This is a genomic window from Rhodoferax sediminis (assembly GCF_006970865.1).
GTDB lineage: Bacteria > Pseudomonadota > Gammaproteobacteria > Burkholderiales > Burkholderiaceae_C > Rhodoferax_A > Rhodoferax_A sediminis.
Map to the genome: position 1 here is coordinate 1,829,262 of NZ_CP035503.1, position 12,763 is coordinate 1,842,024.

13 protein-coding genes and 2 pseudogenes are annotated in these 12,763 nt (G+C 63.9%); 11 read left to right on the plus strand and 4 right to left on the minus strand.

All coding sequences use genetic code 11. The features are described 5' to 3' along the window. Nucleotides 1-5: 5 nt before the first annotated feature. Nucleotides 6-920 (minus strand): LysR substrate-binding domain-containing protein, encoded by a 915-nt coding sequence (locus tag EUB48_RS08790; RefSeq protein WP_142818527.1) that lies wholly within the window; start codon nucleotides 918-920, stop codon nucleotides 6-8. Nucleotides 921-1,024: 104 nt separating this feature from the next. Here EUB48_RS08790 and EUB48_RS08795 point away from each other — a divergent pair, with 104 nt between their 5' ends. The 5 genes from EUB48_RS08795 (at nucleotide 1,025) to EUB48_RS08815 (ending at nucleotide 6,608) form a co-directional block, all read left to right on the plus strand. Then, nucleotides 1,025-1,909, plus strand: a complete 885-nt coding sequence (locus EUB48_RS08795; protein WP_142818528.1) for an HTD2 family dehydratase — start codon at nucleotides 1,025-1,027, stop codon at nucleotides 1,907-1,909. Nucleotides 1,910-1,941: 32 nt separating this feature from the next. Continuing rightward, nucleotides 1,942-3,105: an acyl-CoA dehydrogenase family protein gene (locus EUB48_RS08800; RefSeq protein ID WP_142818529.1), complete on the plus strand. Its 1,164-nt coding sequence runs from the start codon at nucleotides 1,942-1,944 to the stop codon at nucleotides 3,103-3,105. 14 nt (nucleotides 3,106-3,119) lie between these two features. Beyond that, nucleotides 3,120-4,301: a CaiB/BaiF CoA transferase family protein gene (locus EUB48_RS08805; RefSeq protein ID WP_142818530.1), complete on the plus strand. Its 1,182-nt coding sequence runs from the start codon at nucleotides 3,120-3,122 to the stop codon at nucleotides 4,299-4,301. A gap of 85 nt (nucleotides 4,302-4,386) precedes the next feature. Next, nucleotides 4,387-5,748: an MmgE/PrpD family protein gene (locus EUB48_RS08810; RefSeq protein WP_142818531.1), complete on the plus strand. Its 1,362-nt coding sequence runs from the start codon at nucleotides 4,387-4,389 to the stop codon at nucleotides 5,746-5,748. Then, nucleotides 5,745-6,608 carry an HpcH/HpaI aldolase/citrate lyase family protein gene (locus EUB48_RS08815; RefSeq protein WP_142818532.1) on the plus strand — a complete coding sequence of 288 codons (864 nt, stop codon included), beginning with the start codon at nucleotides 5,745-5,747 and terminating at the stop codon, nucleotides 6,606-6,608. Before EUB48_RS08810 ends, EUB48_RS08815 begins: the two co-directional genes overlap by 4 nt. A gap of 86 nt (nucleotides 6,609-6,694) precedes the next feature. Here EUB48_RS08815 and EUB48_RS21960 read toward each other — a convergent pair whose 3' ends face one another. Beyond that, nucleotides 6,695-6,931, minus strand: a complete 237-nt coding sequence (locus EUB48_RS21960; RefSeq protein WP_338052447.1) for an endonuclease III domain-containing protein — start codon at nucleotides 6,929-6,931, stop codon at nucleotides 6,695-6,697. A gap of 44 nt (nucleotides 6,932-6,975) precedes the next feature. Further along, nucleotides 6,976-7,066, minus strand: a pseudogene (locus EUB48_RS21680) (IS66 family transposase); the annotation flags it as partial. A gap of 85 nt (nucleotides 7,067-7,151) precedes the next feature. On the opposite strand from EUB48_RS21680, the pseudogene EUB48_RS22020 reads away from it, so the two are divergent. Then, nucleotides 7,152-7,481: pseudogene (locus tag EUB48_RS22020) on the plus strand (tripartite tricarboxylate transporter substrate-binding protein); the annotation flags it as partial. Between the two features lie 62 nt (nucleotides 7,482-7,543). On the opposite strand, the gene EUB48_RS08830 reads toward EUB48_RS22020, so the two are convergent. Beyond that, the gene (locus tag EUB48_RS08830) at nucleotides 7,544-8,512 is read right to left on the minus strand and encodes a LysR substrate-binding domain-containing protein (protein ID WP_142818534.1); all 969 of its coding nucleotides are present in this window, start codon (nucleotides 8,510-8,512) and stop codon (nucleotides 7,544-7,546) included. 468 nt (nucleotides 8,513-8,980) lie between these two features. On the opposite strand from EUB48_RS08830, the gene EUB48_RS08835 reads away from it, so the two are divergent. From EUB48_RS08835 to EUB48_RS08850, 5 genes are read left to right on the plus strand one after another with little or no spacing between them, the layout of a single operon-like run. Beyond that, nucleotides 8,981-10,522 (plus strand): 4-hydroxyphenylacetate 3-hydroxylase N-terminal domain-containing protein, encoded by a 1,542-nt coding sequence (locus EUB48_RS08835; RefSeq protein ID WP_142818535.1) that lies wholly within the window; start codon nucleotides 8,981-8,983, stop codon nucleotides 10,520-10,522. Nucleotides 10,523-10,535: 13 nt separating this feature from the next. Then, a complete protein-coding gene (locus EUB48_RS08840) occupies nucleotides 10,536-11,498 on the plus strand; it encodes a VOC family protein (protein ID WP_210411714.1) in 963 nt (320 codons plus the stop codon). Between the two features lie 29 nt (nucleotides 11,499-11,527). Next, nucleotides 11,528-11,935, plus strand: a complete 408-nt coding sequence (locus tag EUB48_RS08845; protein WP_142818536.1) for a RidA family protein — start codon at nucleotides 11,528-11,530, stop codon at nucleotides 11,933-11,935. Nucleotides 11,936-11,992: 57 nt separating this feature from the next. Beyond that, nucleotides 11,993-12,130, plus strand: a complete 138-nt coding sequence (locus EUB48_RS21330) for a hypothetical protein (RefSeq protein ID WP_210411715.1) — start codon at nucleotides 11,993-11,995, stop codon at nucleotides 12,128-12,130. 34 nt (nucleotides 12,131-12,164) lie between these two features. Continuing rightward, complete coding sequence (locus tag EUB48_RS08850) at nucleotides 12,165-12,758, plus strand: flavin reductase family protein (RefSeq protein ID WP_244618376.1); 594 nt, start codon at nucleotides 12,165-12,167, stop codon at nucleotides 12,756-12,758. Nucleotides 12,759-12,763: the final 5 nt, after the last annotated feature.

Sequence of the window (12,763 nt, forward strand, 5' to 3'; positions counted from 1 at the left end):
GAGCGTTACGCCTTCGCCGCTGCCGGGGTGTTCTCGTAGTGGGTGCGCAGCGTATCGATCAGCGCCTGTGCATAGGTTGGCAGCGCCGCCTGGTTGCGCACCAGGATGTAGCGTTCGCGCACGCTCCAGGCGTCTGTCAATTCGATCAGTGACAGGTTCATAGGGTCCCGATTGCGGCGTGCCGCGCTTTCGGGGACGATGCCGACCCCGACACCGCTGCCGATCATGCGGCACATGGCGTCAAAACTGCTGAGCTGGATGCGCAGCTTGAGAGGCTTGCCCAGCGATTCAGTGATCCTGGCCAGAAAGGTCTGCAGTGTGCTGCTCTGGTGCATGCCCACGGCGTCTTCATTCAGGATCTCAACGAACGCAATGCGCTTGCGCCGCGCCAGGCGGTGCTGGCGCGAGGTCACCAGCATCAGCCGGTCGGTGCTGAAGTGGATGGCCTGCAGCCCCAGCGTGTCGACCTGGCCCGCCACGATGCCGATGTCGGCGCGGCCGTCCAGCACGCCGCGGGCGATCTCAGCATTCGGTTTTTCCTGAAGGTCGACATTGACCTTGGGGTTGGCCGACAGAAAGCCCGGCAGGATTTCGGGCAGGAAGTCGCTGACCGCCGTGGTGTTGGCAAAGACCCGCAAATGCCCGCGCAGGCCGCCACCATACTCTTGCAGATCGGCGCGCAACTGGTCGGCCTGCCGTAGCACGCCGCGCGCATGGTGCAGAAAGGCTTCGCCCGGTGGCGTCAGTCGCACACCGCGGGCTTCTCGGTAGAGCAGGGGCAGGCCGGCCTGCGCTTCCAGCGACTTGATGCGTGCACTGGCCGCTGCCAGCGACAGGTGCTGCCGCGCCGCGGCGCGTGTCAGGTTGCTCTCGTCGGCGGTCAGGACGAACAGGCGCAAGTCGGTGAGGTCGAAATTCATGGCTGGATGGTAGCGGATGGAGTTACAGCCTTCAGTTTTATGGAAGCCTTGGTCTTGAAATTGCGGATTGCGCCGCCGGCGGGAAATGACGACGATGGTGCCTCATGAACCTTGATACTCGTTCCATCGACGCCGCCACGCTGGCCCACCTGCAAACCTGGGCCGGCAGGACCGAAACCCTGAGAGACGACATTACCGCCGCGCCGGTGCGCGGGCTCTCTGCCACGCTGGACCGTGACGACCCGGCCCCCGCGCCCGGCACGGCGCTACCGCCGCTGTGGCACTGGTTGTACTTTTTGCCGCGGCAGCGCCAGAGCGAAATTGGCCCCGACGGCCACGCCAGGCGCGGTGGCTTCCTGCCGCCGGTACCGTTGCCGCGCCGCATGTGGGCTGGAGGCCGCTTGCAGTGGCACCGAGACAACCCGCTGGTGGTGGGTGATGCGGTCAAACGCATCTCGCGCATCGAGTCCGTGACGCACAAGACCGGCCGTACGGGCGACCTTGTGTTCGTGCAGGTCAAGCACGAGGTGCACAACGCCAAGGGTTTGGCTTTGAGCGAAGAACAAGACATCGTGTACAGGGCCGCGGCCCAGCCCCACGACCCGGTGCCGCCGCCCGTGGCGGCCGAAAAGGGCGCCGCCTGGCAGCGCGAAATCGTACCCGACGACGTGCTGCTGTTCCGCTATTCGGCACTGACCTTCAACGGCCACCGCATCCACTACGACCGCAAGTACGTGACCGAGGTGGAAGGCTATCCCGGCCTGATCGTGCACGGGCCGTTGATCGCCACGCTGCTGGTCGATCTGGTGCGCCATCATGCGCCTGGCGCCTTCATCCAGTCGTTCAACTTCAAGGCCGTGCGCCCGACGTTCGACCTGCACCCGTTTCGCCTCAACGGCCAGCCCTCGGCGAACGGCAAGAGCGTCAAGCTCTGGGCCCAGGACCATGAGGGCTGGCTCACCATGCAGGGCACGGCCGAACTCGCCTGACCCGTGCTCAATAAAAGCCACAGACAAAAACCATGATCAAGACCGCCCCCGACGCCTGGCAGGACATCCGCGACGCCGTGCGCGCGCTATGCGCCGAATTCCCCGACGAGTACCACCGGAGAATCGACGAGCAGCGTGCCTACCCCGAGGCCTTTGTCGATGCACTCACCAAGGCGGGCTGGCTGGCCGCGATGATTCCGGCCGAGTACGGCGGTTCGGGCCTGGGCCTGACCGAGGCCACGGTCGTCATGGAGGAAATCAACCGCTCCGGCGGCAACTCGGGCGCCTGCCATGGCCAGATGTACAACATGGGCACGCTGTTGCGCCACGGCTCCAGGGCGCAAAAGGAGCTGTACCTGCCGAAAATCGCCAGCGGCGAATGGCGCCTGCAATCCATGGGCGTGACCGAGCCCAGCACCGGCACCGACACCACCAGGATCAAGACCACCGCCGTGAAGAAGGGTGACAAGTACGTGATCAACGGGCAGAAGGTCTGGATCTCGCGCGTGCAGCATTCCGACTGGATGATTTTGCTGGCGCGCACCACGCCGCTGGCCGAGGTCAAGAAAAAGTCGGAGGGCATGTCGATTTTCATGGTCGATCTGCGCCAGGCCGAGAAGTCGGGCTTGAGCGTGCGGCCCATTCCCAACATGGTGAATCACGAAACCAACGAGCTGTTCTTCGAGAACCTGGAAATCCCCGAGGAGAACCTGATCGGCCAGGAAGGCCAGGGCTTCAAGTACATCCTCGACGGCCTGAACGCCGAGCGCACGCTGATCGCGGCCGAGTGCATCGGCGACGGCTACTGGTTCATCGACCGCGTCACGAAATATGCGAACGAGCGCATCGTGTTCGGCCGCCCGATCGGGCAGAACCAGGGCGTGCAGTTCCCGATTGCCGAATCCTATATCGAGGTAGAAGCCGCCAACCTGATGCGCTATAAGGCCTGCGCGCTGTTCGATGCCGGCCAGCCGTGCGGCGCCGAAGCCAACATGGCCAAGTACCTGGCGGCCAAGGCCAGCTGGGAGGCGGCCAACGCCTGTATCCAGTTCCACGGCGGCTTCGGTTTCGCCAACGAATACGACGTGGAGCGCAAGTTCCGCGAGACGCGCCTGTACCAGGTGGCGCCGATCTCGACCAACCTGATCCTGTCTTACGTGGCCGAGCATTTGCTTGGGCTGCCGAGATCCTTCTAATTCCGGAGTCGATCATGACAAGACCCCTCGACGGCATCACCGTCGTCTCGCTCGAGCACGCGATTGCCGCGCCGTTCTGCACGCGCCAGCTGGCCGACCTGGGCGCACGCGTGATCAAGGTCGAGCGCCCGGGTGCGGGCGATTTTGCGCGCGCCTACGACACCCGCGTCAAAGGCCAGGCCTCGCACTTCGTCTGGACGAATCGCTCGAAAGAGAGCCTCACGCTCGACCTCAAGCAGCCGGCCGCGCTGGCTGCGCTGAAGGAGCTCCTCGCTACAGCCGACGTGCTGGTGCAGAACCTGGCACCCGGCGCGGCTGCGCGCATGGGCCTGGGCTTTGATGCGCTGAGCAAAGAGCACCCCCGGCTCATCGTCTGCGACATCTCGGGCTACGGCGAGGACGGCCCGTATCGCGACAAGAAGGCCTACGATCTGTTGATCCAGAGCGAGGCGGGCTTTCTCTCCGTCACCGGCACGCCCGACGATCCCTGCAAGTCCGGCAACTCGATCGCCGACATCGCCGCCGGCATGTACGCCTACACCGGCGTGCTGGCCGCGCTGCTGCAGCGTGGCAAGACGGGCCGGGGCTCGCACATCGACGTGTCTATGTTAGAGGCGCTGGGCGAATGGATGGGCTACCCGATGTACTACGCGTTCGATGGCGCGCCGCCGCCACCGCGCAGCGCCGCGGCACACGCCACCATTTATCCCTACGGACCGTTTGCGGCCGGCGATGGCGGCACCGTGATGCTGGGCCTGCAAAACGAGCGCGAGTGGAAAGCGTTCTGCGACGTGGTGCTGCAGGACGCCGCGCTGGCGACCGACCCGCGCTTCGACGCCAACGCGCGCCGCAACGAACACCGCGAGGCACTCAAGGCCATCATCCTGGCCACCTTTGGCGCGCTCAGCACAGCCCAGGTGCTGGCGCGGCTCGACAAGGCGCAGATCGCCAACGCGCGCATGAACGACATGGCCGGCCTCTGGGCGCATCCGCAACTGAAAGCGCGCAGCCGCTGGCAGAGCGTGGGCTCGCCGGCGGGCGAGATCCCCGCGCTGCTGCCGCCCGGGCGCAACAGCAGTTTCGACTACCGCATGGATGCGGTACCTGGCGTGGGCCAGCACACCGAGGCCATCCTGCGCGAGCTCGGGCAGAGCGACGCGGCCATCGCCGCGATGCGCGCCGCCCAGGCCATTTGATGGTGATCGATTTACTATTGAAACCATAGCTGCCTGCCCATACCGGATAAGGGCTTGAAGCCGATTTCTCTTAAAAATACCTGCCATGAACTCTCCCACCGCCCAACTCGCCGCATTCGCCGCCGGCCTGCGCTTTGACGCCATTCCGGGCCCCGTGATCCGCAAGACCGAGGACCTGCTGGTGGACTGGTTCGGCTCGGCGCTGGCCGGCAAAGGTTCGCGCGCGGTCGAGACCATCGCCCGGTTTGCCGCCAGCGTGGGGCCGGCCGACGGCCCGTCCGAGGTGCTGATCAGCCGCAGCCGCACCAGTGCGTACTTCGCCGCCATGGTCAACGCCGCCGCCTCGCACGTGGCCGAGCAGGACGACGTGCACAACGGCTCGGTGTTTCACCCGGCCACCGTGGTGTTCTCGCCGGCGCTTGCGGTGGCGCAGGCGCTGGGCGCCAGCGGGCAGCAGTTGCTGACGGCCGCCGTCGCGGGCTACGAGGTCGGCATCCGCGTCGGCGAATTCCTCGGGCGCTCGCACTACAAGGTGTTCCACACCACCGGCACCGCCGGCACGCTGGCGGCGGCCGCGGCGGTCGGCAACCTGCTGGGGCTCGACGCGCCGCAGATGCAGCATGCGTTGGGCTCGGCCGGCACGCAGTCCGCCGGGCTGTGGGAGTTCCTGCGCACGGCGGCGGATTCCAAGCAGTTGCACACCGCGCACGCGGCGTCGGCCGGTCTGATGGCCGCGTACCTAGCCAAGGACGGCTTCACCGGCGCGGCGCAGATTCTGGAAGGACCGCAGGGCATGGCGGCCGGCATGTCGAGCGATGCGGACCCGGCGCGCCTCACGCAAGGGCTGGGCACGCGCTGGGCCACGACCGAGACCTCGTTCAAGTACCACGCCTCGTGCCGCCATACGCACCCGGCCGCCGATGCGCTGCTGCAGGTGATGCAGGCGCACGACCTCCAGCCCGGCGATCTGGCGCGCGTGGTCACGCACGTGCACCAGGGTGCGATCGATGTGCTCGGGTCGGTGACGAACCCGGCCACGGTGCACCAGAGCAAGTTTTCCATGGGCACGGTGCTGGCGCTGATCGCGTGCTTCGGCCATGCCGGCCTGGCCGAGTTCGATCAGCACTTCGACGATGCCGCCACCCGCGATCTGCGCGAGCGCGTGAGCATGGCATTCGATGCCGAGGTGGACGGTGCCTATCCTCAGCGCTGGATCGGCAAGGTCACGGTCACCACCACGGATGGCCGCGTGCTGCAAGGTCGCGTCGACGAGCCCAAGGGCGACCCAGGCAACACCCTGAGCCGTGACGAAATCACGGCCAAGGCGCTGCGCCTGGCCGCGTACAGCGGCGCGGCCACGCCGGCCGCGATGCAGGCCGCGCTGGACGATCTGTGGGCCGTCGCCCGCAGTGTGAGGGTGGGCCTGTTGCTGAAGAACGCGACATGAGCTATTCCCTCGCGCCGGCGATCGTACGCGCGCATTCGTTTCTGTTCGTGCCCGCGAATCGGCCCGAACGCGTCGCCAAGGCGCTGGCCAGTGGCGCCGACGCGGTCATTGTGGACCTGGAAGACGCCGTGCCACTGGACGCCAAAGGCCCCGCGCGCGATCAGTTGGCGCAGGTCTTCAGCAGCCTGACGGCGCCCGAACGCGACCGCCTGCTGGTGCGCATCAACGCCGCCGGCATGCCCTGGCATGAGGACGATCTGGCGCGAGTCCGCGAGCTGGCCGCACAGGGGCTGGCCGCCGTGATGGTGCCCAAGGCCGAGTCGGCGACAGCCCTGGCACACGTGGCCGCCGCCATCGGCGCCTCGTGCGCGCTGGTGCCGCTGATGGAGTCGGCCGCTGGGCTGGCGACGTTGGATGCGTTGGCGGCGAGCCCGCAAGTGGTGCGGCTGGCCTTTGGTAATCTTGATTTTCAGGCCGACCTGGGCCTTGCCTGCGGACCCGACGAGGCCGAACTGGTGCCCGTACGTCTCGCGCTGGTGCTGGCTTCGCGCCGCGCCGCGCTGGCCGCACCGATCGACGGCGTCACGGCCAGCACGACGGACGAGGCTCAAATCCAGATGGACGCGCAGCGCAGCCGGCGCGCCGGCTTCGGCGCCAAGCTGTGCATTCACCCGGCCCAGGTGGCAGTCGTCAACGCCGCGCTGGCGCCCACGACCGCCGAACTCGACTGGGCGCGGCGCGTGCTGGCGGCGTATGCGCAAGCCGGCGGCGGGGTGTTCAGCCTGGATGACCGCATGGTTGACGCGCCCGTGGTGCGGCTGGCGCAGCGCGTCGTGGACGGCGCGCCGGACAGCCCTTGAATCTTCGCTGAATGGTTTCTTGGGAGTAAAAATGGGCCGTAGCCATTGCCATCTCTTGGTATTGAGCTATTGATTCTGTAGCAAATTCAAGGCGCCGGCGTTTTGTCCTTGAAGTCGCAAAACTGCGCCACGCCGCAGCGCCAGCACAGCGGCTTGCGCGCCAGGCACACATAGCGGCCCAGCAAAATCAGCCAGTGGTGCGCATCCACCAGGTAGGCGGGTGGCACGCGCTTCATGAGCTGCATCTCCACTTCGTACGGCGTCTTGCCCGGCGCCAGGCCGGTGCGGTTGCCCACGCGAAAGATGTGCGTGTCCACCGCCATCGTGGGCTCGCCAAACGCCACGTTCAGCACCACGTTGGCCGTCTTGCGGCCAATCGCAATCGGCCGAATCTGGTTCTCGATCCAGTTGTTGTCCACCGGCAGACGCCCGTCATAGATGGAGCGCGTGAGCGCCAGCCGTAATCCAGCATTTCGTCACGGCCGAGCCGTCCGTGAGCCGTGCAGATGACGGACCCGCCGCAAGCCATCCCCCTGCGTAACAGTCAGAAAATTGAAGGCGATTGCCGTTGCCAGCAACAAGTGCGTCGCTTCGTTACCCCAGGTACCGACGTTCATTGACGGTGGTTTGGGCGATTTCCGGTCGCAGTCTTGGTACGATCTGTTGGTGCGAGCAGGCACTCTGAGCAGCAACGTAGACACCCTGAATGTTGTCTTTGTCACGGCCATGAAGGTGCCCGCGATGCGTGGGAAACTCAAGGCTCTACGCCTTGATCTACACGGCACTACAGCCGCTGACTTCGGACCCTTTATACAAGCAGATTTGGCCAGATATTCGAGAGCCATCGAGCTGTCGGGCGCGAAGATTGAGTGAAGGAATACGCAGTTCGGCAGTATGTGCAGTGAGAGTCAATGCCGCATTCACTGTCCGGAATGTTACCGCGCGAGCGACCGCGCAAAGGCCTCCATCTCCGGCAGCATCTCGTCACGCGTTTCGCGAAACAAGCGGCTGACGAGCTGGTAAGCGACCGTCATGCGACGGTTTGCCATCCAAGTGAGGCCAACGCGCATCGTGAGATTCGAGACGTTCAGCGGCAGCACAGACAGTACGCCGAGCGACACAAAATGGCGTGCAATCTCGCCAGCTGTAAAGCCGACGGAATCGCTAAACTGCAGCACACCGATGTTTGTCGCGGTGGACACGGACTCCACATGCCGGCGCGCCGTGCTTACCCCATGCTGCGCAAGATAAGAATCGATTGGCCCACGTGTCAAGCTGTGTTCTGATGGAAGAACCATCGGATAGCCGGCCAGCATATTCCAGTTCAATTTTCGCTCGTACGTCAGCGGGTGCGCGTGGCGTGCAACGGCGACGATACGGTCTTCATACAGAACCTCGGATTCGAACTCCACGCCAAGCGACTCCGACAAAATACCAACCGTCAGATCCAAATCGCCTGCCCGTAAGCTCGGCAGCAGCGAGCCCATGGCACCTTCGCGTACGGTCACGGCGACGTCGGTCGACTCCGCTTCCAAGCGAACGATGAATCGGGGGATCAAGAGTACCGTAGCGGACGGCAGTGCCCCCATCGCGACGCGCGTCACGCGGCCCTCACTGATGTCGCGTAACTCGTCGCGCGCGCTGGACAAATTGCCAAGGATTTGACGCGCATGCCGAATGAGGCATTCCCCATGTTCGGTAGGCTCCATGCCGCGCGCCGTGCGTTGAAACAGTGACATGTTCAGCTCACGCTCCAACGCGCTCAGCGTCTTGGAAACCGCCGGTTGGCTGACGTTGAGATATGCGGCGACCCGGCCAACGTTGCGCAACTCATCAAGGGTTACTACTAATTGAAGATGGCGAAGCTTCAGGTTTGCGCGAATATACCAATCAAGATGCGCCATGGCTTGACCTAATGCGAAGCGAGGATATGACCAAGTCTTTCCGATGCCTGCATGCTGCTTTATCTTTCAGTTGTGACATAACCCAAAGGTAATGGGGGTTGGGGTTAAATGTCAATAGATTTTATGTTCGTGTGCAGCGAAACTCCAGCCTCACATCAACTCTCTGGCAACGAAAGAACGCATCATATGAAGACGGTTTCTGCGGCTCGTAACGGTGGAATATGTTTCTTGCTGGCCGTTGCGGGCGCAATGGCTGCACAAGCGGCGGAATGGTTTCCGTTGCAAGTTCAAACGGGCTGAGCCTGATGCAGGTTGGTGCGTATGCGCAATCGATCGCCATTGGTTCCATCTTGATTTTCGCGATGGCGGTTGCGCGTCATTGATATCCGGCGCAATGGTTCTCGGTTGGCAGCAGCAATACCGAGTAGTGAAATTTTAATAGTTGTCCAACTTGTTAGGAGATAAGTGATGAATACACCAACGACGCAAACGGCCTTGATTCCGTTCACAGGGAAGGAGTACCTTGAAAGTTTGAACGACGGCCGTGAGGTCTGGATCTACGGGAAGAAGGTCAAGAACATCACCGAACATCCCGCGTTCCGGAACTCGGCCCGCATGATCGCGCGCATGTATGACGCGATGCACGATCCCGCCCGGCGCGAGATCCTCACGGCTCCGACGGAATGGGGCGGCTTCACACACCGCTTCTTCCAGGCGCCGCACACGGTGGAGCAACAGGTCGCATCGCGTGATGCTATCGCTGAACTCCAGCGCGTCGGCTTTGGGTGGATGGGCCGATCGCCCGATTACAAGGGGTCTTTCCTCGGCACCCTCGGCGCCAATTCGGGCTACTACAAGGGCTATGAAGAAAACGCTCTTCGCTGGTACCGCAAAGCGCAGGAGCGTACCTGGTACATCAACCACGCGATCATGAACGCCCCGGTCGACCGCAACAAGCCGACCGCAGACACGTCCGACGTCTACGTGCGTGTCGTCAAGGAAACAGACGCAGGCATTTACGTCAGCGGGGCCAAGGTCGTGGCCACGGGCTCGGCACTCACGCACTACACCTTCGTGGCGCACGCCGGCCAACTACCGATCAAGGATCCCGCGTACTCGCCGATCTTCATGGTGCCCACGGGCGCACCGGGCGTGAAGATGATCTCCCGCATCTCGAACGAGTATCGCGCCGCCGTGCTCGGCAGCCCCTTCGACTATCCGCTGTCGTCGCGCCTTGACGAAAACGACGCCATCCTGGTGCTGGACAACGTGTTCATCCCCTGGGAAGACGTGTTCGTCCACAACAACGTGGATCTGGCGAACCGCTTTGCGCCCGACTCCGGCTTCAACAACCGTGCGGCAATGCACGGTTGCACGCGCCTGGCCGTCAAGCTCGATTTCATCTGCGGTGTCCTGTCCAAGGCGCTGGACCTGACGGGCACCAGCGCATTCCATGGCGTGCAGTCGAAGCTGGGTGAAGTCATCGCATGGCGCAACACGATGTGGGGTCTGTCGGACGCGATGGCTAAGAGCAGCGTGCCCTGGCACAACATGGTCCAACCTGACGCGCGTTTCGCGAGCGCCTATCGCGTGGTTTCGCAGATCGCCTATCCGTCGATCAAGAACATCATTGAAACGATCGTCGCCAGCGGCCTGATCTACCTCAACTCGCATGCGGATGACTTCAAGGTGCCCGAGTTGCGTGCCTATCTGGACAAGTATGTCCGTGGCAGCGGCGGCGTGGACGCCGAGGCGCGCGTCAAAACGATGAAGCTGCTGTGGGACGCCATCGGCACCGAGTTCGGCGCACGCCACGAGCTTTACGAGATCAACTACCTTGGCTCCAACGACGTCACTCGTCTGGCCAACTTGTACGACGCGCAGAACAGTGGCGACCTGGCCAACATGAAAGCCTTCGCTGATCGTTGCATGAGCGACTACGACATCAACGGCTGGACAGTGCCCGACCTGGTCAACAACGACGACGTCTCGGTGCTGCGCACGCGCTGAAGCCCAACATTCCGTGCCCGAAGAGCTGACCACAATGCCCAACGCCGTTGAAATCTCCTACGTCGTCTACGAGGCGACCGACCTCGACCGCATGGAAGCATTCCTGCGCGACTTCGGGCTCGTCACCGCGGAAAAGACCGCCGACACGTTGTACATGCGCGGTGCCGGCACCGTGCCTTACCTCCACGCCACCCGTCGCTCCAGCCGCAATGGCTTCGTCGGCGCGGCGCTCGACATGGCGAGCCGCGCCGAGCTCGATGCCGTCGCCAGACTGCCGGGTTCGTCGGCGGTCGAACCGAATCCCGGCCCTGGTGGCGGCTGGCGCGTGCGCATGAGCACGCCCAACGGCGTGCCGATCGACGCGGTCTGGGGTCGCCAGCCAGCCCAGCCGATTGCGATGCGTGAACCGAACCCATACAACTGGGGCACAGTGAAAAACCGCCTGAACTACTCGCTGCGGCCAAAGCGCGCGCCCGGGCTGGTGATGCGGCTGGGACACTTCGGACTGCGGGTGACCGACCATGACCTGACGCGAGCGTGGTTCCACGACCGCTTCGGCCTTGTCGACTCCGACTACCTGTGCGTACCCGGCGACGAGGAGCGCGTGATCGGCACCTTCCTGCGCTTCGACTGCGGCGCCACCGCGGTCGACCATCACTCAATGCTGATCACGCAGTCGGTCAACCCGAACGATACAGGCGTGCACCACTGCAGCTTCGAAATGCAGGACATCGACGAGTTGTTCGGCGCCCACGATCACCTGCTGGCGCAGGGCCACAAGCTTGAGTGCGGCGTCGGCCGCCACTTGGTCGGCAGCCAGATTTTCGACTATTGGCGCGACCCCTTCGACAACCGCATAGAGCACTACACCGACGGCGACGTTGCCAACAACCAGTACCAGCCGGTGCGCTATGCCGTCGCCGCCGACGACACCACGCAGTGGGGCATGGACCCGCCGCGCGAATTTTTCGACTGATTACCCTTAACCACCACTAGGAGGCCGTCATGGCACTGAAGCAGCAACACCCCGTTTCCCCCAACGTCGCCGAGTACCCGCCGGGTCACTGGTCCAACGTCACCCGCGTCGGTGACCTGATCTGGCTGTCGGGCTTCACCGCCCGCGCCAACGACCTGAAAACCATCCGAGGCGTCGGTAGCGCCTATGAACAGACCAAGGTGATCTTCCAGAAAGTCAAGGACTGCCTGGAGGCGGCCGACGCACGCATGTCGGACATCGTGAACATGACTATCTACGTCATCGACATGGCCGATAACAAGGAGATCTGGCGCGCGCGCCAGGAGTTCTTCAGCGGCGCCTTTCCCTGCTCCACCCTGGTCCAAGTGGCCAGTCTTGCCAACCCCGAGATCAAGCTCGAGATCCAGTGCCAGGCCGTGGCCGGCAGCGGCGCCTGATCGACTGAGAGCACCCGGACCGGGACTTGGATCGACCCCAACGACAAGGACATTGCCATGAGCCAGAAGAACCGCTTCATCCCCTTCATAGACAGGGAGTACCTCAACAGCCTGGACGACGGGCGCGAGGTCTTGATCTACGGCGAGCGTGTTGGCAAGCTCACCGAGCACCCGGCCTTCCGCAAGGCCGCCTGAGGCACGCGCCTGTCGCCACACTAGGAGCCGGACTGTGCCCCCAATCGATCATGCAGATTTCGCCGGTGTTCAGCCGGCCGGCGTCGACCCGTTGCCGACGTTCACTGCACGCGAGTTTCGTGACGCTATGGGCGAGTTCACCACCGGCGTGGTGGTGATCTCCACCGAGTTCGAGGGTCAAGCGCACGCGATGACGGCCAACGCGTTCATGTCCGGCTCGCTCGAACCGCCGCTGGTTCTGGTGTCAGTGGCGCACACGGCGCGCATGCACGCGCGCATCCGTCAGGCGCAGTGTTTTGCGATCAGCATCCTGTGCAACACCCAGCTCAACTGCAGCAATCACTTCGCCGGCAAACCGCAGACCGACAACCCACCGCTATTCGAGCGGCTGCACGACCTGCCGGTGGTAGCGGGCGCGTCGCTGCAGCTCGCCACCGCGCTGGTGCACGACTACGACTGCGGCGACCATACGCTGTTTGTTGGCCACGTTCAGGCGCTGCGTGCCCACCCCGACAAGCCCAGGCCGCTGCTGTTCCACGGCGGCAAGTACAACCAGTTGGCTGCAGCCGACTGGAGCGCCGAAAACGTCCCGACCGGCTTCTGGCACGATGGTCATGAGGGCTGGTGAGACCG